At 50.4% G+C, this 17,375-nt stretch carries 16 protein-coding genes; all 16 read right to left on the minus strand.

The window, feature by feature from the left end; all coding sequences use genetic code 11:
* Complete coding sequence (fliN, locus tag GILYN3_RS04880; protein ID WP_049721803.1) at window positions 1-441, minus strand: flagellar motor switch protein FliN; 441 nt, start codon at window positions 439-441, stop codon at window positions 1-3.
* Window positions 431-1,438, minus strand: coding sequence for a flagellar motor switch protein FliM (gene fliM / locus GILYN3_RS04885; RefSeq protein ID WP_049721804.1), 1,008 nt, complete (start codon window positions 1,436-1,438; stop codon window positions 431-433). The genes fliN and fliM overlap by 11 nt, the downstream gene beginning before the upstream one ends.
* An 11-nt stretch (window positions 1,439-1,449) precedes the next feature.
* A complete protein-coding gene (locus GILYN3_RS04890; protein WP_049721805.1) occupies window positions 1,450-2,010 on the minus strand; it encodes a flagellar basal body-associated FliL family protein in 561 nt (186 codons plus the stop codon).
* 228 nt (window positions 2,011-2,238) lie between these two features.
* Entirely contained in the window at window positions 2,239-3,714 is a 1,476-nt protein-coding gene (locus tag GILYN3_RS04895; RefSeq protein WP_084005108.1) for a flagellar hook-length control protein FliK, read from the minus strand.
* A gap of 209 nt (window positions 3,715-3,923) precedes the next feature.
* The gene (locus tag GILYN3_RS04900; protein WP_049721807.1) at window positions 3,924-4,265 is read right to left on the minus strand and encodes an Hpt domain-containing protein; all 342 of its coding nucleotides are present in this window, start codon (window positions 4,263-4,265) and stop codon (window positions 3,924-3,926) included.
* A gap of 51 nt (window positions 4,266-4,316) precedes the next feature.
* Window positions 4,317-6,026 (minus strand): ATP-binding SpoIIE family protein phosphatase, encoded by a 1,710-nt coding sequence (locus tag GILYN3_RS04905; RefSeq protein WP_049721808.1) that lies wholly within the window; start codon window positions 6,024-6,026, stop codon window positions 4,317-4,319.
* A gap of 3 nt (window positions 6,027-6,029) precedes the next feature.
* Window positions 6,030-6,344 carry an STAS domain-containing protein gene (locus tag GILYN3_RS04910; RefSeq protein ID WP_049721809.1) on the minus strand — a complete coding sequence of 105 codons (315 nt, stop codon included), beginning with the start codon at window positions 6,342-6,344 and terminating at the stop codon, window positions 6,030-6,032.
* 138 nt (window positions 6,345-6,482) lie between these two features.
* On the minus strand, window positions 6,483-6,932 hold the full coding sequence (gene fliJ, locus GILYN3_RS04915; RefSeq protein WP_049721810.1) for a flagellar export protein FliJ: 450 nt from the start codon (window positions 6,930-6,932) through the stop codon (window positions 6,483-6,485).
* 3 nt (window positions 6,933-6,935) lie between these two features.
* The gene (gene fliI, locus GILYN3_RS04920; protein ID WP_049721811.1) at window positions 6,936-8,324 is read right to left on the minus strand and encodes a flagellar protein export ATPase FliI; all 1,389 of its coding nucleotides are present in this window, start codon (window positions 8,322-8,324) and stop codon (window positions 6,936-6,938) included.
* On the minus strand, window positions 8,317-9,312 hold the full coding sequence (locus GILYN3_RS04925) for a flagellar assembly protein FliH (protein ID WP_049721812.1): 996 nt from the start codon (window positions 9,310-9,312) through the stop codon (window positions 8,317-8,319). Before GILYN3_RS04925 ends, fliI begins: the two co-directional genes overlap by 8 nt.
* A 24-nt stretch (window positions 9,313-9,336) precedes the next feature.
* Window positions 9,337-10,323, minus strand: a complete 987-nt coding sequence (gene fliG, locus GILYN3_RS04930) for a flagellar motor switch protein FliG (protein WP_049722567.1) — start codon at window positions 10,321-10,323, stop codon at window positions 9,337-9,339.
* A gap of 39 nt (window positions 10,324-10,362) precedes the next feature.
* Window positions 10,363-12,069, minus strand: coding sequence for a flagellar basal-body MS-ring/collar protein FliF (gene fliF, locus GILYN3_RS04935; protein ID WP_084005114.1), 1,707 nt, complete (start codon window positions 12,067-12,069; stop codon window positions 10,363-10,365).
* A gap of 22 nt (window positions 12,070-12,091) precedes the next feature.
* Window positions 12,092-12,457, minus strand: coding sequence for a flagellar hook-basal body complex protein FliE (gene fliE, locus GILYN3_RS04940; RefSeq protein ID WP_049721814.1), 366 nt, complete (start codon window positions 12,455-12,457; stop codon window positions 12,092-12,094).
* Window positions 12,458-12,681: 224 nt separating this feature from the next.
* Window positions 12,682-14,160 (minus strand): sigma-54-dependent transcriptional regulator, encoded by a 1,479-nt coding sequence (locus GILYN3_RS04945; RefSeq protein WP_049721815.1) that lies wholly within the window; start codon window positions 14,158-14,160, stop codon window positions 12,682-12,684.
* A 20-nt stretch (window positions 14,161-14,180) separates the two neighbouring features.
* On the minus strand, window positions 14,181-15,404 hold the full coding sequence (locus tag GILYN3_RS04950) for a sensor histidine kinase (protein WP_049721816.1): 1,224 nt from the start codon (window positions 15,402-15,404) through the stop codon (window positions 14,181-14,183).
* Window positions 15,405-15,729: 325 nt separating this feature from the next.
* Window positions 15,730-17,163 carry a sigma-54 interaction domain-containing protein gene (locus tag GILYN3_RS04955; RefSeq protein WP_049721817.1) on the minus strand — a complete coding sequence of 478 codons (1,434 nt, stop codon included), beginning with the start codon at window positions 17,161-17,163 and terminating at the stop codon, window positions 15,730-15,732.
* Window positions 17,164-17,375 lie beyond the last annotated feature (212 nt).

Here is a 17,375-nt window from a genome sequence, read left to right on the forward strand (position 1 = left end):
CTAACGCAACTTTTTAATACGTTCAGAGGGGCTAATGACATCGGTCATACGGATGCCAAACTTTTCATTTACCACCACCACTTCACCGTGGGCAATCAAAGTGCCATTGACTTTGACGTCCAACGGCTCCCCGGCCAAACGGTCGAGTTCGATAACCGAGCCTTGGTTTAATTGCAGCAAATTACGAATTGTAATAGCGGTGCTGCCTACCTCCATAGAGATATTTACCGGAATATCCAAGATTAAATCTAGTTCAGGTCCAAGCTCTCGGGGCGAACCCTCACTCTCTAATTCATCAAGGGCTAATGCACCACTGTCAGAGGCGGTAGAATCGACAATATCATCCACGGTTTCTTGCTCTTCCATGGCAGCAGCCCACTCATCGGCCATCGCCTGTTGGTCTAGCTCTTCACTGCCTTCTGTTTCGATATCATCTGCCATTGGGGCCTCCTTCGGCGACACTAACATTGTGTGCACTGCTATGATCAATAAATTCTTTAACTTTTAGTGCCAGATTGCCTTTATGCTGACCCAGCTCGGTTCGAAACACCGGCACCCCGTTAGCGGTGAGCACTTGATGAGGCGGAAACTCAACCGGAATAATGTCTCCTGCTTCTAGATCAACAATATCGCGCAAGGTGATCTCGCGGTTAACCACTTCACACTCAAGCTCAACCTTTGCCGACAACACATCTTCGCGCAGCGCCTTGACCCAGCGGTCATCTTTTTCATCTGAGTCACTCTGCAAACCCGCGTCAAGCACCTCGCGGATTGGCTCAATCATTGAGTACGGAATGGTTAAGTGCATTTCACCACCACCGCCATCCAGCTCGATATGAAAGGTGCTCACCACTACCACTTCACTGGGGCTCACGATATTTGCAAGCGATGGGTTAACCTCAGAATTAATGTATTCAAATTCAATCGGCATAACGGCTTTCCAAGCTTCGCTTAAATCGATAAACACTTGGTTCAGCACCATCTGCACAACACGTAACTCAGTTGGCGTAAACTCGCGCCCTTCAATTTTTGCATGGCGACCGTCACCACCAAAAAAATTATCTACCAACTTAAAGACTAAACGAGCATCTAGTATGATCAGTGCTGTGCCTCGTAACGGCCGAAACTTGACCATATTGAGGCTGGTGGGCACATACAAGGTGTGAACGTATTCCCCAAACTTTTGGATATTGATTCCGCCTACGGATACATCAGCCGTGCGCCGTAGCATGTTAAACATGCTAATGCGGGTGTAACGAGCAAAGCGCTCATTAATCATTTCGAGTGTTGGCATCCGACCGCGAACGATCCGATCTTGGCTGGTTAGATCGTACGATCGGACCTCACCGGGCTCTAAGTCATTATCGGTATCTATTTCGCCATCATCGACGCCATGCAACAACGCATCGATTTCATCTTGTGTCAGTAAGTCTTGCACCTGGCTCGCCTCTATTGCAGCACTAAATTAGTAAACAATACCTGCTCGATGACCGGCTCTCCGGTTTCCGCTTGCAGTACTTCGCGCACCGTATTTAAAGCTTGTTGGCGCAGTAACTCTTTGCCTTCTGGGGTTTGCAGCTCGGGGTAGATTTGGCCGCGCAGCAAAATCACCAACGAGTTTCTAATAGCTGGCATGTGCAGCTCTATATCGCCGATGGCACTGTTGTCGCGCAGCATTAAGCTCATTTCGACCTGCATAAAACGCTGCCGACCACGAACTTCAAAGCTGGTAACAAATTCGGGTTTGAGCGGAAAGTAAATCGCGGCCTCACGGGCAGGCTCTTCCGCCTCTGAGCCCTCATCGGCAGTTATCGCCGCATCCGGGCCACTCTCGGTATCGGTATCTGAACCCGACAACACCCACAGTGTGGCCGCCACGGAAACGCCCACCAACACCAGTAGCGCTAGCGCTAGCGCTAAAATGATCCACTTTTTTTTATTTTTCGCCGGTGCTGCCGCCTCGTCTTGCTCGCCGTCTGCTTCGGTGTTTTCGAGATCGTTTTCTGCCATGTCAAATATCCGTCATCTGCGTTGTTCTGTAAGGCTACGAGCAATAGCCGTGCCATGCAAGATAACACAGCTTGAGCCGCTAGAGATCAATGCCCAAAGCGATCATTACAAGTAGATCAAGTAAGTTCAAGCAGACAAGATAGATCACACGCAAAAACGGGTAGCTAGGCTACCCGTTTAGGAAGGACAAGCTAAGATGCTTATCGCGAGAAAATAGGGCTACCGACGTTAGGCATACTGATCTATTAACGACACAACCCCTAGCTGACCAACACTACCGGCCAAAGATCGCTCATCATCAGACATATCAGTAGTGCCTGCCTGCCCGCCGCTCGAGTGACCAGAGCCGCCCTCATCGCCAGCCCGAGAATCAGACTCTGCAAATGAACGCTGGTCAGACACATCAACATCCACTTGAGTCATACCCTGCTCAGCGAGCATTTCACGCAGCCGCGCCGAGTGCTGATCCAGTGCTTCGCGCACCACCGGCTGAGCGCTAGCGAAACTAACGTGGGCCTGATCGTTTTGGATTGTCACCCGTACATGAATCTTCCCTAGATCAGGTGGGTCGAGACGCAAATCGGCACTGGTAATGTTTTGCTTGGCCATCCAAAGTACTTTCTGGCCTACCGCATCGCCCCACCCGTTTTGATTAAAACCCGGCAACATCTGCGAGGCTACCCGTGGCGCCGATGGTGAAGCTAAAGTGCGGTTCGCCAACCCTAATGATTCTGTTAACGAGGTGATACTACTCGCGGTGGGGCGCTCGACCGACTCGGAGCGGCCCGCCAGCAAATTGTGCAGCTTGGCCGTCTCTAATAGCGCGCCCTGCTCACGTTGGCCGTCTAAACTTAATGGGGTATCTTTAGTCGCCATCAACTGAGGTTGGGCTGGCTCCATTAAACCCAATGTGGCGGCACTGTCTTTACTGCCATCGGCACTCACAGTGGCCGAGCTTGTGGCCGAATTAACCGCCGTTAATGCCTGTTTCAAGCTCGTTTGCAGCCCATCCAGACGACCAGCCAGCGACTCAGCGCTTGGGCCCGCGGTTTTTGCTCCCACGTTAAGCTGATCACTCAGCCAAGCCGCCAACTCAGGTGGAACCTGCCCAGACTCCACAGCTTGCTCAACCTGGGCCATTATCGATTCAACACTGGCGCCCGCCTGAGCTTGGTCAGTTAACGATTGCAACAGCGCCATCAACTGCTCTCGCAGCTGCGGGTCAAGTCGCTCCATAATCGCACTTAAGGACTCATCGCCAAGTCCGCTGTCGGCGCGATCGGCCAATTCGTCTAACACCTGAGCTTGAGTTGCCGTGGGCAGCGCCTCAATCACTTCACGCTGTTCTGGCTCTAAGCTCTCTAGTGTGTCTTGTTGGCGCGGACTTAAATTTGCCTGAGACTCATGCCGAGCCGCACGAGTATCGGCCAATTGCGCAGCACGTTCCTGAGCATTCGCCCTACTCTCCAGCTGGCGGGCTTGCCGATCATCATTCGTTGCCATCTGTTGCTGATTGCGATCTACACGAGAGTCAGCTAGCTCGCTAGTATCCGGCCGGTTACTGCGTATATCTTTATAGGCGGTATTGAGCGATTCGCTAAACAGCTGCGCGTCGCGACTGGCATCTACCCGCGTCTGAGTACTCTGTACTGCGCCTTGCGGACGTAACAGCATGCTGAGAAGTGTCGGTTCATTCGTTGCCATGAGTGCTCCTGTAAGCCATGGGCGGCAAGCATTTGCCGCTTGCGAACAAAATTTTTACTACAGGGTGTGAATAGCAAACACAGTGCCAAATCTGTGTTTAAGAGAAAAGTGGAGTAAAAAGAGGTTATACGAGGGCGATTACCATCCCCAAAATAGCGCCATACTGGCGCTAAACTTACCGCGTAGTACACAGAGGACCCTTTTGTGAGCTACTGATACCCAGCTAGCTGCCGGCGAACTTGACTGAACTCGCTGTGCAGCGTGACCAGCGACGTCTCCAGACCGATTAGCTGTTTATTAAGCGCGGCCTGCTCGATAAGCTGACACTGGGCGGCCAAAGTAGTCGCGCCAACGTTACTGCAGCTACCTTTAAAGCTATGAGCTGCACACCGCAATGCTTCTGCATCGCCACTGGCCAAGGCTTTTTGCATGGCGCTTAAACGGCCTTCCGAATCACTTAAGTAAGTTTCAATAAGCAACCCAAAATCATCGCCCATAACGTCTTGCAGGGTCGACAATATCTCGTGATCGATTAAATGATTATCGCTCATAGTCTCGTCCTAATGAGAGGATCATAGTGCAGTTTGCCTAGCAACCGGCAATCAATCATCGGTATGCCAGCAAAAAGTGGCCGCTACTATGTTTCCGTCGCCACGCACTTCCAATGTATCGCACAAAGATTGCACCAATTTTAAACCTCGGCCACTATAGTGTTTGTCATTTTTCTGAGTGTAATCTGCCAAGCTAAAACCACTACCACTATCAGCTACGATGATGGTCAAAGAGCCTCCATCGGCTTGCATCTTATGTGCGAGATCAATTTTTACAAAACCGTTTTGGATGGTTTGGGTTTTATCCCGTCGCAATTGATAGTAACGATCAAAACCATCGGGAGCATCTTTAATTGATGAATCTAAACCTAGCACTCCGTGTTCTAACGCATTAGTGTATAGCTCCGATATGACGGTATATAAGGTTCCACTGTGGTTACGTAGCCCCGGCACCTCAAGCAATACACTCAAAAGTAAAGGCAGAGGATCGAATATCGCAAAGCTCGACGGCTTAATCTCAAACGTCAAACCCCACTCGGCCAACTGCGACTGTGTGGTGACCACTTGGGAGTCGGGATTAACGTCTGCAATATCAACCGGCGCCATGAGCAACTCGACCAATGACAAGTCATCACTTTTCTCACTCAACCCAACAAAATGTTTAACGCTTTTAAGTAGGTCATCAAACAGCTCATCCGGCTGTTGATTGTTAGCAAATTCGGCCAACAGACGATCATCGCCATACATCTCGCCATCGAGATCACGGGCTTCATGAATACCATCGGACCACAGGTACAGCCGCTCGCCGTGCGCCATACTAATTAAGGCTGGATCTGATTTAAATTTTTTGTTGCTTAGCACCCCAAGCGGTAGATGTGATGATTTTATTTGCTCCACCTGTCCATCGTTACGGTGCAAATACGCCGCTGGCAAACCGCCATTCCAAATGCGTACTGTATTTTTACGAAAGTTCATTTCTACCATTGAGGCACAACAAAACAGTCCGACCGGCAAAATACTTTTTAATTTACTGTTAATTTCCGCCAAGATATCCGACATGGCGAAGCCTTTCTCGACCATGCCGTAAAACGTCGTCGCTAATGGCATTGCGCCAATAGCGGCGGGTAAACCATGGCCGGTAAAGTCGCCCAACAACAGCATTAAATTCCCTGCAGGTGTGGTAGAGGCTACCATAACATCACCATTAAACACCGCCAGCGGCGATAGGTAATAACGTAGGTGTTTACTGTCGACTTGACCGCCGCTGGTGATGTTATCGAACACCTGTTTGGCAACGGTTTGCTCTTGCAAGAAGTGCTCGTTGTGTCGGGCAATCTGATCGCGCTGCTCCAGCATAGTGCGCTGCATAGCGCGCATCCGAAAAAACGATCGAATCTTAGCTTGTAAAATAACTGGGTTGTAAGGCTTAGATAAAAAATCATCGCCACCGGCGTCTAGGCATTTAACCAGTGAGTCAGCGTCGGTCAGTGAGGTGAGAAATAAGATGGGAACCAGCTCTTCGCCAGCTAAGGTTTTGATTTGTCGCGCCGCAGCAAAGCCATCTAACTTCGGCATTAATGCATCCAGCAAAACAATATCAGGTCGCTCGGCCGAGTAAACCGCAACCGCTTGCTCACCGTCTTCGGCGCTCAGCACACGATGCCCCTGCTTGCGTAAAATAGCTTCGAGAATGAGACGGTCGGTGCTGGTGTCATCTGCCACCAAGACCGTGATTAAACGCTCGTCTTTACGAGATCCCATAGACTATTCGTTATTTTCGATGGTAAATAGCTGCTCGAAATTAGAGATGGCCAGTATTCGTTTAACATCACTACTGGCATTTTTAATGCTAATTTTTGCGGCATCGCCACCGGCGTAATCGCGTAATAATAACAACATGCCAAGAGCCGAACTATCTAAGTAGGCGGTGTCGGTCATATCAAGAATAAATTGCTCAGGCTTGCTGCTAAGTGTCTCGTAACTGCCGCGAAAATCCTGGTGTACGCTAAAGTCAAACCGCCCTTTAATCACAATGGTCAGTTCGCTTCCATCGTCACTTGCCATTGACGTTACTGTCATAATTCGCCTCGTTTATTTAACGGTAATCCATGCTTAGGTCAGTGTTATAAGAGTGCCACGCAACGGGCATAAAAACCATGCCGGTAACGATTGATTGACTTAGAGAATAGACTATTTTGCGCGTTAACAATAGCGGCTTTAATGATAGGGCGGGCTTTGGCGATTAAGGCCGGCTAACTCATCCAGCTCTTTTTGCAGCTTGTACTCTAGCTCAGAGTTCTCGGTTGCTCGTAAACGTTCGATCAATGACTCTAACGACTTGCGCTTTTGGCGCCGTTGTTGCCAATATTGCTGAACCTTATCGCACTGCTCGCGGGCGCTGGCGACTTTGCGTACTTGCTCGTCAATAGCCCCCACTAAACGGCGGATAAAATCGCTATAGCGGGTCATATCGGCCGCGGTATGCACCGCCGAGATATCACCATACTCACGCAAGTAATTACCGCGATACTCTTCTAGCTGCTCTAACTGTAAACGTTCGGCGGCCAGCTGTTGCTGGTATTTAGCCAAGTACCCCGCCGCCTCGCGCTCGTGGTGTTCGGCTACTTTAAGGACCACATTAAGTCGCTCAGAGCGTCGTTTCGCCATCTATCAGCCATCAACTCGGCCATGTTCGGCCGCCAGTGGACTTTTTCGGCCCGCCGGAGCCGTCGGTTGCAGTAAATCGGCTAAACCTTTGTGGGCCTCGGTTAGGCTCACAGCTTCGGTAAGTGATTGTTGGACAAATTGGCGTAACTTGGGGAATTTTTCGATCGCTTCATCGGTTTGCGGGTCGGAGCCGGCGTTGTAGGCGCCAATCGCCACTAGATCGCGGTTTTGCTCATAGCGTGCCAATAACTGTTTAAATTTTTGCATGCGCGTCAGGTGGTTCGCCGACACAATCTGCGGCATTGCCCGGCTAATGGACGCCTCTACATCAATAGCGGGATAAACCCCCTCTTCGGCCAGTTGCCGTGAGAGCACGATATGGCCATCTAAAATAGCTCGGGCAGCATCGGCAATAGGGTCTTGCAGATCATCACCTTCAGTCAACACGGTATAAAATGCCGTAATCGAGCCCTCGCCCTCGGCCGCATTACCAGCCCGTTCAACCAGCTCGGGAATACGAGCAAATACTGACGGCGGATAGCCTTTAGTCGCCGGTGGCTCACCAATCGCTAACGATATCTCCCGTTGCGCTTGGGCAAATCGAGTCAGAGAATCCATTAACAGTAAAACGTTTAGGCCTTGATCGCGATAGTACTCGGCGATCCGACTACACAATTGTGCGGCACGTAAACGCATCAGCGGCGCATCATCGGCCGGCGAGGCCACAACAACAGCGCGCGCCATGCCTTCTGGGCCTAAAATTTGATCGATAAACTCTTTAACTTCGCGACCGCGCTCACCCACCAAGCCCACCACCACGACATCGGCGGTGGTGTATTTTGTCATCATCCCCATCAATACGCTCTTACCGACACCACTGCCGGCAAATAAACCCATCCGCTGACCGCGCCCTACGGTAATAAGACCATTGATGGCACGAATACCAACATCTAATGGCTCATGAATGGGATGACGTTTTAAAGGATTAATTTCACTGGGGGCAAAATCAAGAAAGTCACTACCTTGCAGCGCGCCTTTGCCATCGAGCGGTTGCCCTAAGCCATTGATAACTCGCCCTAATGTTTGCAGACCGACTCGCATCGCCGCACTGTGGGCCAGCGGTACGACGCGCGCGCCAGGCTCTAGACCCTCGACACGCTTTACCGGCATTAAAAATACGCTTTTACCAGAAAATCCGACCACTTCGGCTTCGATCCGACGCCCATCACGGGATAACAATACGCATTGACGACCGACAGAAAGGTTTAGCCCAACAGCCTCTAACGTCAATCCGACCGAGCGCACCAAACGCCCTTCGGCCTCCGGCACAATGGGCACAGGATCGGGTAAATAAGGACGTAGCCGGTACCAGAGGTCACGACGCTCAGACACTTGGATTGCCCTCAATATCAACGCTGTTATGGTCGGTAGAATCAAATGCGTCGGGCGTGCTATCGAGAGCGGCATTAAGCTCGGCTTCAGGGGTTGTTCCAGACGCTAGCTCGTCCGGCGCAAACGCTTCTTCACTTACGTTCTTGTCGCTCAGAGGTTGAGGGGCATCCCCTGCCGCTGGTTCGACAGGATGTTCGCGCGCTAGTAATTGTTCGTCACTTGTCGTTTCGTCTAAATCTTGGCGTTGGGCAAAGCGTTCGATAGTTTCATCGAAACGCCGCTCAACAGTGTTATCAACCACACTATCTTCGGTGCTAACACGTACACCACCGGCACTGATATCGGGGGTGACCTGCAGTTTCCAATCGTGACCGTGCTCTGCCGCGTAGCGTTGTACACAATCGTGATCGGCCAAATTTAAATGTAACGTAACATTATTGCCGGGGGTCGGCAGTGCGGCAATAGATTGGCGAATTAACGGAATAATATCAACCGGCTGGGTGATCAAATCGCGCTCGATTACAGCTCGGCTAATGCGCTCGACAATAGTCAGCAGTAACATTTCGAGCTTCTCATCTTGCTCATCTACCGGCTCTTTTAACGCTTGAACTAAGCTGGCAAACGTTTGTTGCTCGGTACTCAACAGTTGTCGAATATCCTCTGCACCACGCTCTTGGCCTTGTTGGTAACCTTCTTCATAGCCCTTCTTCTGTGCTTGTTCAAACCCTTGGGCATAACCTTCTTGTTCGGCCGCCTGGACAATCTCAGACATTTGCTCGGCAGTTAAACCCGTGCCGGTTAAACCCTCGACCTCGATATCTTCTATTGTTTCGCCACTCTCGGGAGCACCTTTAGCGGCCGATTTTGATTGGCTTTTACCTTTAATAATACCATCGCCCCGACCAACACTGGGTAGCGCCCAAGATTGCCAAGCATCACTTTGGTCGGCGGGAATACGATTAGCACTAGCTTTGGGTTTATCTACCATAATTACTCAGCGTAAAAAGCCACTTTACAGTAGCTGCTCGCCAGTGCCCCCAAGAATAATTTCGCCGGCATCAGCCATGCGCCGCGCGGTAGTAAGAATTTCTTTTTGCGCCTGCTCCACTTCAGACACACGCACCGGACCTTTCACCTCTAAGTCGTCGCGCAGTAGCTCGGCGGCGCGCTTAGACATATTGGTAAATATTTTTTCTTGTAATGTCGCATCGGCGCCTTTAAGTGCAACAATCAACACCTCAGAGGACACTTCACGTAATAGCATTTGAATTCCGCGATCATCCACATCTTTAAGGTTTTCAAACACAAACATCAGATCTTGGATCTGATTGCCCATATCCTCGTCGACCTCTTTAATAGAATCCATCAGCTCAGATTCAATACTGCCGTCAAGGTTGTTCATGATCTCGGCCGCGACTTTGTAACCGCCCATCGCTTTATTTTGTGATCCGGTTTTACCCGAGAATTGTTTTTCTAGAATATCGTTTAGCTCTTGCAAGGCACTGGGTTGAACCATATCCAGCGAGGCTACGCGCATCATAATATCGATACGTACTTTTTCGGTAAAATAACCTAAAATTTCGGCAGACTGATCGGCATCTAAATAAGCGATAACAATCGCCTGAATTTGCGGGTGCTCGTTACGAATAATGTCAGCCACCGACCGCGGATCCATCCACTTAAGGGTATCGAGCCCGGTGGTGTTTCCGCCCAGCAAAATACGGTCGACTAATGAGCTGGCTTTATCTTCACCTAATGCAGTAATCAGCATATTGCGAATGTAACTATCGGCGCCCATACCTAGGCCCGTTAAAGTGCGCGCTTCATCCAAAAAGTTTTGCATCACCATTTGCACGTCGCTTTGCTGCACATTCGCTAAGGTTGCCATGGCGGCGCCAATGCGCTGTACCTCTTTTGGCCCCATGTGCTTTAGCACCTCGGCCGCATCTTGCTCACCCAACGACATCAACAAAACAGCCGCCTGATCAACAGCGCTCATTTCGATAGTAGATACTGTTTTTTGCTCGGCCACGGCAGTTTACTCGTCTTTGTTGATCCAGGATTTTACGACTTGCGCCACCCGACCTGGGTCTTCTGCTACCAGGCCTTTAATCGCATTTAATTGTTGCTCATACCCCTCTTCAGGGCCCGGCAACGCAACTGCACCGCCGGTTAAAGTGACCGAGTTGGCTGAATCGCCGCCGAGTCCCGCAGCCTCAAGTGCCGCCAACTGGCGCGCCTCCTCTTCATCGGCTGAGCGCGAACCTGTGCGGGCGATGGTTTTTAACACCGGCCGCAGCAAGCCAAAGATAAGCGCCATAATCAGTAAAAAACCCACCATCGGTTTAATGTAAGGGGTTAACCAAGGTTGCTGCCACCAAGGAACTTCCAGCGTATCAAATTCAGTCGGTTCGCGCTCAATAAATGCCGAATTAATCACATTAACACTATCGCCCCGCGCGGCCGAAAAGCCCACTGCATCGCGCACCAAAATACCAAAGCGCTCTAGCTCCGCATCGCTCCAAGGCTCGCTTGTGGTCTCACCCTCGGCATTAATGGCCCGCTTATTATCGAGAACCACCGCAACACTTAGTCGCTCTATGTTGCCCTGTTGCCGACGAGTGTAGCTAATAGTGCGATCTACTTCGTAATTGCGGGTAATATTCTCGCGATTATGTTGTGGCACGATCGTACCACCATCGGCCGTTGTTGCAGGTTCAGCCACTTGAGGCGCTTGACCATCAACCGGCGGCTGGTTACTTAGCGCTCCAGGGATACCCCCTATTGAGCTATCACCTAAACGAGTTTCATTTTGAGTTTGCTCACTCCGCAGTACCGGCTCGGCGTTATCAAACGCCTCCGCTGCCTGCTCTACGGCGGTAAAATCGACATCGGCACTGACTTCGGCATGAAAATTACCAGCGCCAACCACAGGCGCTAAAATACTGCTAACTCGGTTTGCCAGTTTATCTTCTAAGTTTAAAGTGTACTGACGCTGTTTGTCCGCCAAAATTAATTCTGGTGACTCTTCACCCACCGAAAGCAAATTACCATACTGATCAACCACGGTAACGTCTTCGCTTTGCAGTTCGCTAATACTGGAGGCCACCATATTGGCGATAGCTTTTACTTGTTTGGGGTCAACATCACGCCCAGGAAACACCTCTAAAAATACCGAAGCGGTAGGTTTTCTGGCATCGCGGACAAACACAGAGCGTTTAGGTGTCGCCAAGTGAACCCGTGCGGAGCGCACCGAGTGAATGCTGGTGATGGTACGAGCTAACTCACCCTCTAGGCTACGTTGATAGCGAGCGTTCTCGATAAACTGACTGGTGCCCAATGCCTGCTCTTTTTCGAGCAACTCAAAGCCCACCGATTGGTTCTGGCCAATACCTACCTCAGCCAACTTTAAACGCGCCGTATGGATATTGTCGCTGGTCACCAGCAATGCGCCCGTGGAGGGTTCAATTTTATAGGGTATTTGGTTTTGCTCTAATATCGATACCACTTCGGCCGAGTCTAAACGGTCAAGGCTGCCATACAGTGGGCGATAGTCCTCACCTTGGCTCCAAAGTACAATATAAAAACCAATTGCCACAGAGGCCGCCAAACCTAGCATCAGGCCAACTTGGCGCAATAGCGTTAAACCGCCAAAACCTTCAATTAAGTCGCCACCGCGCGAGGCTTTATCTTTGCCGCCGGTTTTGAATTCGGGGTCCATTGTTGCCGTATCTGTTTGTGCCATAGCTTATTACCCGCCCTTATTATTAAATGGGCATGTTCATGATATCGCGGTAGGCTTCTACCAATTTATTACGTACCTGCACCGCCGCCTCAAACGAGACACTGGCCTTTTGCGAGGCGATCATCACATCGGTGATGTCGACGTTAGCGTCGCCACGCTGAAAAGACTCAGCCATGGTACCCGCTTGCTTCTGCAAACCGTTAACCTTATTCACCGCCTCGCTCATCACATCGGCAAAACCCGGCACTTTGGTGGTCGATTGAACCTCGCCCAATTTAACGGGACGATTAATATCATTGAGCGCCTCAGGCTTCTGAAAGGCATTGGTTTGCGCTTTAAGCGTTCGCATCTCGGTCAGTAAATTACTGATATCGACCCGGTTACTCATGCTCTTACTCGCTATTTGGGTTGATGAACAAGCGACAAGTTTTTGGCGTTTTTCACTTTTCAGTCGCGTTTATAACGATTAGTGCACAAAGTGGGCCAAAAAGCCTATACGGTTATTGGCCGCATTAACGTGGCAGCACTTAGGTCCGTCCCCAACCATATACCCCAGAAACAAAACTGGCCGCAGAGTCACCCCGGCGGCCAGTAGTAAAAAGCAGTTAACACCTAAATGTTTAGGGCAAAACCCTCGTCTTTAAAGCGCGCAAGTTTATAGCGCAATGTTCGAGCACTGATACCCAAGCGCTCGGCGGTGTTTTTACGGCTACCACGCTCGGCGCGCAAAGCCTCGGCGATAATCTCAAACTCATGACGCCGCAAATCACTGCCAAGCTCGGCTGGAGCTGACTCAGCTAATGACTCATCAAGCACACGGGGCTCTGAGTGATGCATTTGAGCATTCAGCGGCGTGCTGGATGCGCTAACCACTGTCGACTCACCAGGTGCTACTGAGCTGTCCAATAAGCTGGGCTTGTCGCTGTACTGCGAGCTGGTGTGCAAACCCAAGTCCGCCGCACAAATAGTTGGCCCCGCCTGTAAAATAAGTGCGCGCTGCATAATGTTGTCAAGCTCGCGCACATTACCCGGCCAACGGTATGCCCGCAGTGCTTGCTTAGCAGAGGCATCGAGTACTACTCGGCCGCGTTTTTGTTTGCGCGCGTGGCGCTCAAGCAGTTTAAGCGCCAGAGGCTCAATATCCTCTACCCGATCACGCAATGGCGCCCACTCAAGTGGCAGCACACTTAAACGAAAGTACAAATCTTCGCGAAAACGCCCCGCTACAACTTCGGCGCGCATATCACGGTTTGATGTGGCGATAACTCGCACATCTAAAGCGATCGTTTTACGCCCACCCACACGCTCGACCTCGCGCTCTTGCAAAACTCGCAACAGCTTGGCCTGTAAACCCACATCCATTTCTGATAGCTCATCTAACAGTAAGGTGCCGCCATTGGCTTGCTCAAACTTACCTGGAGCGCTTGTGTGGGCGCCGGTATAGGCGCCTTTTTCATGACCAAACAGGGTCGCCTCTAGCATGTTCTCGGGAATCGCCGCACAGTTAATCGCGACAAAAGGCTTGTCGGCGCGCGGTGAGTGGTCGTGTACGTAGCGGGCCAACACCTCTTTACCGGTACCTGATTCGCCGATAATTAGCACGGTAGATTCTGACTGAGCGACTCGCTGTGCCAATTGCAGCAGTTGCTTGCTGCCTGGCGCCTCAGCTACCGGCTGATCTTTAACACTGACAATACCACCCACATGGCGTGCCACGGTTTCCAACAAAGCCTCTGGCTCAAAGGGTTTAACCAGATAATCTACCGCCCCCTCTTTAATCGCACAGACTGAGTCAGCAATACTGGCATAGGCCGTTATCAACAACATAGGAATCTGTGGGTAATCGGTCTTCACCTGCTTGAGTAAATCGTAACCACTCATTACGCCCATATTAACGTCCGAGACAATCATACCTACCTGAGCGCCGGCTTTTAATTGCGCGATAGCAGATTCCGCGCTATCGGCCTCGACTACGGGGTAATTGGATAACACTAAAGTGTCTACGAGTGCTTCACGCAGGTTTGGGTCGTCTTCAACCACCATAACGGCGGGAGCAGTCGCTTGATTAAGTCGCATGGCTGTATTGGACATAGTGCAGTCTCCGATGGACTTTAAATAAGAGTAAGGCGAGTCGGCGCAATAGCCGGCAATAACATAAGCGCTTGAGCGCCCTCACCTTTGATAGAACGTAAATTAAAACGCCCCGCGTGGGCACGCGCTACCGCATGCACCACCGCCAAGCCCAAGCCGGTACCTTGGGCTTTGGTAGTCACAAACAGTTCGCCTAACGTGGGCAACAACTCGGCGTCTATGCCGGGGCCGTGGTCACAAACTTCAATCGCTAACCAGTGGTCTTCAGCAAGCTGCTGCGGGCTGATAGTGATATCAATAGTGGCATCGCGCCCAGATGCCTGAATCGCGTTATTGACCAAATTTAATAAGGCGCTAACCAACGCATCACGATTACACGACAGCTGATAATCGCCCCCTGTGACATTCCAATTAACAGTGCTATTTGAGGTGAGCACCATCGCCTCCATCGCCTCGGCCAACTCGTTGTGTAGCTCTGCCACACAGAGGTTGTCACTAATCGGTAAGTCGCCTTTCACAAACAGCAACATGTCTTGTATTTGCCGCTCCATGTGATTGAGTCGACTAGAGACTTTCTCGGCAAATTGACGGCGCTGCTCTAGTGGTAGCTGCTCTTTACGCAAGTGACCGCAGTACAACATAGCGGCCGACAGAGGGGTACGAATTTGATGCGCCAGCGCCGACACCATTTTACCCAAGGCTGATAACCGTTCGTGCTTACTCAGCTCGCTCTGCAAACGGCGAGTTTCGGTCTGATCTGTTAATAAGATAATTTGTCCGTCACTGCCTTGGTTGCGTGTAGCGATGCTGATACGCCGACCATCGTGCAGAGAAATTTCATGACCGTCGTCTTGACGCGGTGCAAAGGAGCGCTCAATAACGTCGCGCCACAACTCCCCCTCTAATGGCTCGCCGAGTAAATCCAACGCCGCAGGATTGCAATCACGTACTCGGCCTTTATTGTCTAACACCACAACCCCGCCCGGCAGCACACTTAACAAACTCTCAAGTCGATTAGCAATGTGCTCTTTTTCGGCAAGTTCATCCAAGCGCTGCTGGGTAACCTCGGTTAACTCATCGTTTAAATCAGCTACTTGGCGTTCGAGGGCACGGTACGAGGTGGTCAGCTGGTCAGACATCTGTGAAAAAGCTTCAAATGCATCGGCCAAGGCGGCGGCTTTATCGGGTGCGGCTTTGCCTTTACCTATTTGCTCTATATTTAAGACGTCAGCTTTGAGCGTCATAACAGTACCTTTTAGCTCGGTTCGGTGTTGTTGTGTAAACAATCTAAACAACAGAAACCCATCGTTTAAGCTTACTTACATAGGCTAATTGCAATCTCAATGCCAAAATAATTATTCAATATAAATCAAAGACTTAGAAAACAAAAAAAAGGGGGGAGTCAAATCTTTGGCATATAATCAACTATTGCGCGTTAACCGAGCATAAACGACAACAAATTAAACCAACGGAGATAAGGACACAAAAGGCGGGGAATATAGACAAGGCAGGATATTGAACAGCACAGTAAACAACATTCAAGGCCGGCAAACACCGGCCCGTAAATCACTAGCGCTGCAAATCGTATTTGCGCATTTTTTCGACTAGCGTGGTACGTCTAATCGATAATTTATCAGCGGCGCGCGCAACTACACCACCGCAATCATTTAAGGCCTGCTGGATAAGGTCACGCTCTAAATTGGTCAAGTACTCACGTAAATCAATGCCCTGCTCTGGCAGCAGTGCGGTATCGTGCAAACTGACAACTGCGGTACCTGGGGCCGAGTCATCAAGGGTAAAGGATTCATCACCGACCTCTACATGACGATATTTTGCCGGTAAGTCTTGCACCCCTACCACACCTTGCGGGTGCATAATGGCCATACGTTCAACTAGGTTGGCCAACTCGCGAATATTGCCCGACCACGTATGCGTACATAACGATAAAATAGCGGCTGAATTGAATCGAATCGAGCCTCGCTTTTCGTTCTCCATGCGCGACACCAGCTCATTTATAAGCAAAGGGATGTCTTCAGAGCGATCTTTTAACGATGGCAGCTCAATAGGAAACACATTGAGTCGATAATATAAGTCTTCGCGAAAACTGCCCTCCTCAATCATTGACTCAAGGTTACGGTGAGTGGCCGCGATAATACGCACATTGGTATCTACTGTACGGTTGCTGCCCACGCGCTCGTAACATTTCTCTTGTAAAACACGCAAGATTTTAACTTGCATATTAAGTGGCATATCACCGATTTCATCCAAAAACAAGGTGCCGCCTTCGGCCAACTCAAAACGTCCTGCTCGGGCCGATATAGCACCAGTGAAGGCGCCTTTCTCGTGGCCAAACAGTTCGCTCTCTAGCAGCTCGGCCGGGATCGCACCGCAGTTAACTGGGACGAACGGTTTGTCGCGTCGATCCGAGTGGTAATGCAAGTTACGAGCAACTACCTCTTTACCGGTACCGGACTCACCCGTAATAAGTACCGACACCTCTTTGTCGGCTACCTGAGTCATCATGTCACGTACCGTCTGTACCTCGCGACTGGTGCCAACCAAAGAGCGAAACAAATGCACGGGACGGCGTTGCGCTCGCTGTTTGTTAGCTTGCTGAGCGTCACCAAACAGACGCGCGCGATGTAAAAGGTTGATTAGCGGCGAGTAGCTGATGGGATTGGAAACTGCTCCCACCACTTTAATGCGCAGCTTAGGAGCGTAATCATCAAGCAGTGGTAAACGTGCTTTACCCACTAACATCACCGCCACTTCGTCGTTCCACTGCTCTAACCTCTCTAGCAGTGGCTCGCCCCAGCTATGGCATTGTTCACCAATCACCACCAACATAAATGACTTGGCCTGAGGGGCATCGGCCAATATGGCCTCTAAACCATCCGAGTTGGTACTGCAGGTTACTTCTTCTAGAAAGGTGAGAATCGTCGCCAAATCAGCGCGGCTTGCATCGTTATCATCAACGATTAAAATTTTATTGTTTTCGCACATAACCCAACCTTAAAGCACTCATTCGGTAGCTTGCGCTAAGAGCGGCTCAGCACAGATAGAGCCACATAACGCATAATGGTATATAGATAACGGGTTTAATGGCATTAGTCAAACATTTGACGCCAGTATTTACAAAACCAGATAAAACAACGTCTTATAGCAAGCACTTAATGCAACAGATTAGCCATAAAAAAAGCCTATAAATCTATCAC

Source organism: Gilvimarinus polysaccharolyticus (genome assembly GCF_001187555.1).
Lineage (GTDB): Bacteria > Pseudomonadota > Gammaproteobacteria > Pseudomonadales > Cellvibrionaceae > Gilvimarinus > Gilvimarinus polysaccharolyticus.

Coding starts and splice junctions, on each gene's coding strand:
- fliN (WP_049721803.1), bottom strand. CDS start 441: ATGGCAGATGATATCGAAACAGAAGGCAGTGAAGAGCTAGACCAACAG.
- GILYN3_RS04890 (WP_049721805.1), bottom strand. CDS start 2,010: ATGGCAGAAAACGATCTCGAAAACACCGAAGCAGACGGCGAGCAAGAC.
- GILYN3_RS04895 (WP_084005108.1), bottom strand. CDS start 3,714: ATGGCAACGAATGAACCGACACTTCTCAGCATGCTGTTACGTCCGCAA.
- GILYN3_RS04900 (WP_049721807.1), bottom strand. CDS start 4,265: ATGAGCGATAATCATTTAATCGATCACGAGATATTGTCGACCCTGCAA.
- GILYN3_RS04905 (WP_049721808.1), bottom strand. CDS start 6,026: ATGGGATCTCGTAAAGACGAGCGTTTAATCACGGTCTTGGTGGCAGAT.
- GILYN3_RS04910 (WP_049721809.1), bottom strand. CDS start 6,344: ATGACAGTAACGTCAATGGCAAGTGACGATGGAAGCGAACTGACCATT.
- fliJ (WP_049721810.1), bottom strand. CDS start 6,932: ATGGCGAAACGACGCTCTGAGCGACTTAATGTGGTCCTTAAAGTAGCC.
- GILYN3_RS04925 (WP_049721812.1), bottom strand. CDS start 9,312: ATGGTAGATAAACCCAAAGCTAGTGCTAATCGTATTCCCGCCGACCAA.
- fliG (WP_049722567.1), bottom strand. CDS start 10,323: ATGAGCGCTGTTGATCAGGCGGCTGTTTTGTTGATGTCGTTGGGTGAG.
- fliF (WP_084005114.1), bottom strand. CDS start 12,069: ATGGCACAAACAGATACGGCAACAATGGACCCCGAATTCAAAACCGGC.
- fliE (WP_049721814.1), bottom strand. CDS start 12,457: ATGAGTAACCGGGTCGATATCAGTAATTTACTGACCGAGATGCGAACG.
- GILYN3_RS04945 (WP_049721815.1), bottom strand. CDS start 14,160: ATGTCCAATACAGCCATGCGACTTAATCAAGCGACTGCTCCCGCCGTT.
- GILYN3_RS04950 (WP_049721816.1), bottom strand. CDS start 15,404: ATGACGCTCAAAGCTGACGTCTTAAATATAGAGCAAATAGGTAAAGGC.
- GILYN3_RS04955 (WP_049721817.1), bottom strand. CDS start 17,163: ATGTGCGAAAACAATAAAATTTTAATCGTTGATGATAACGATGCAAGC.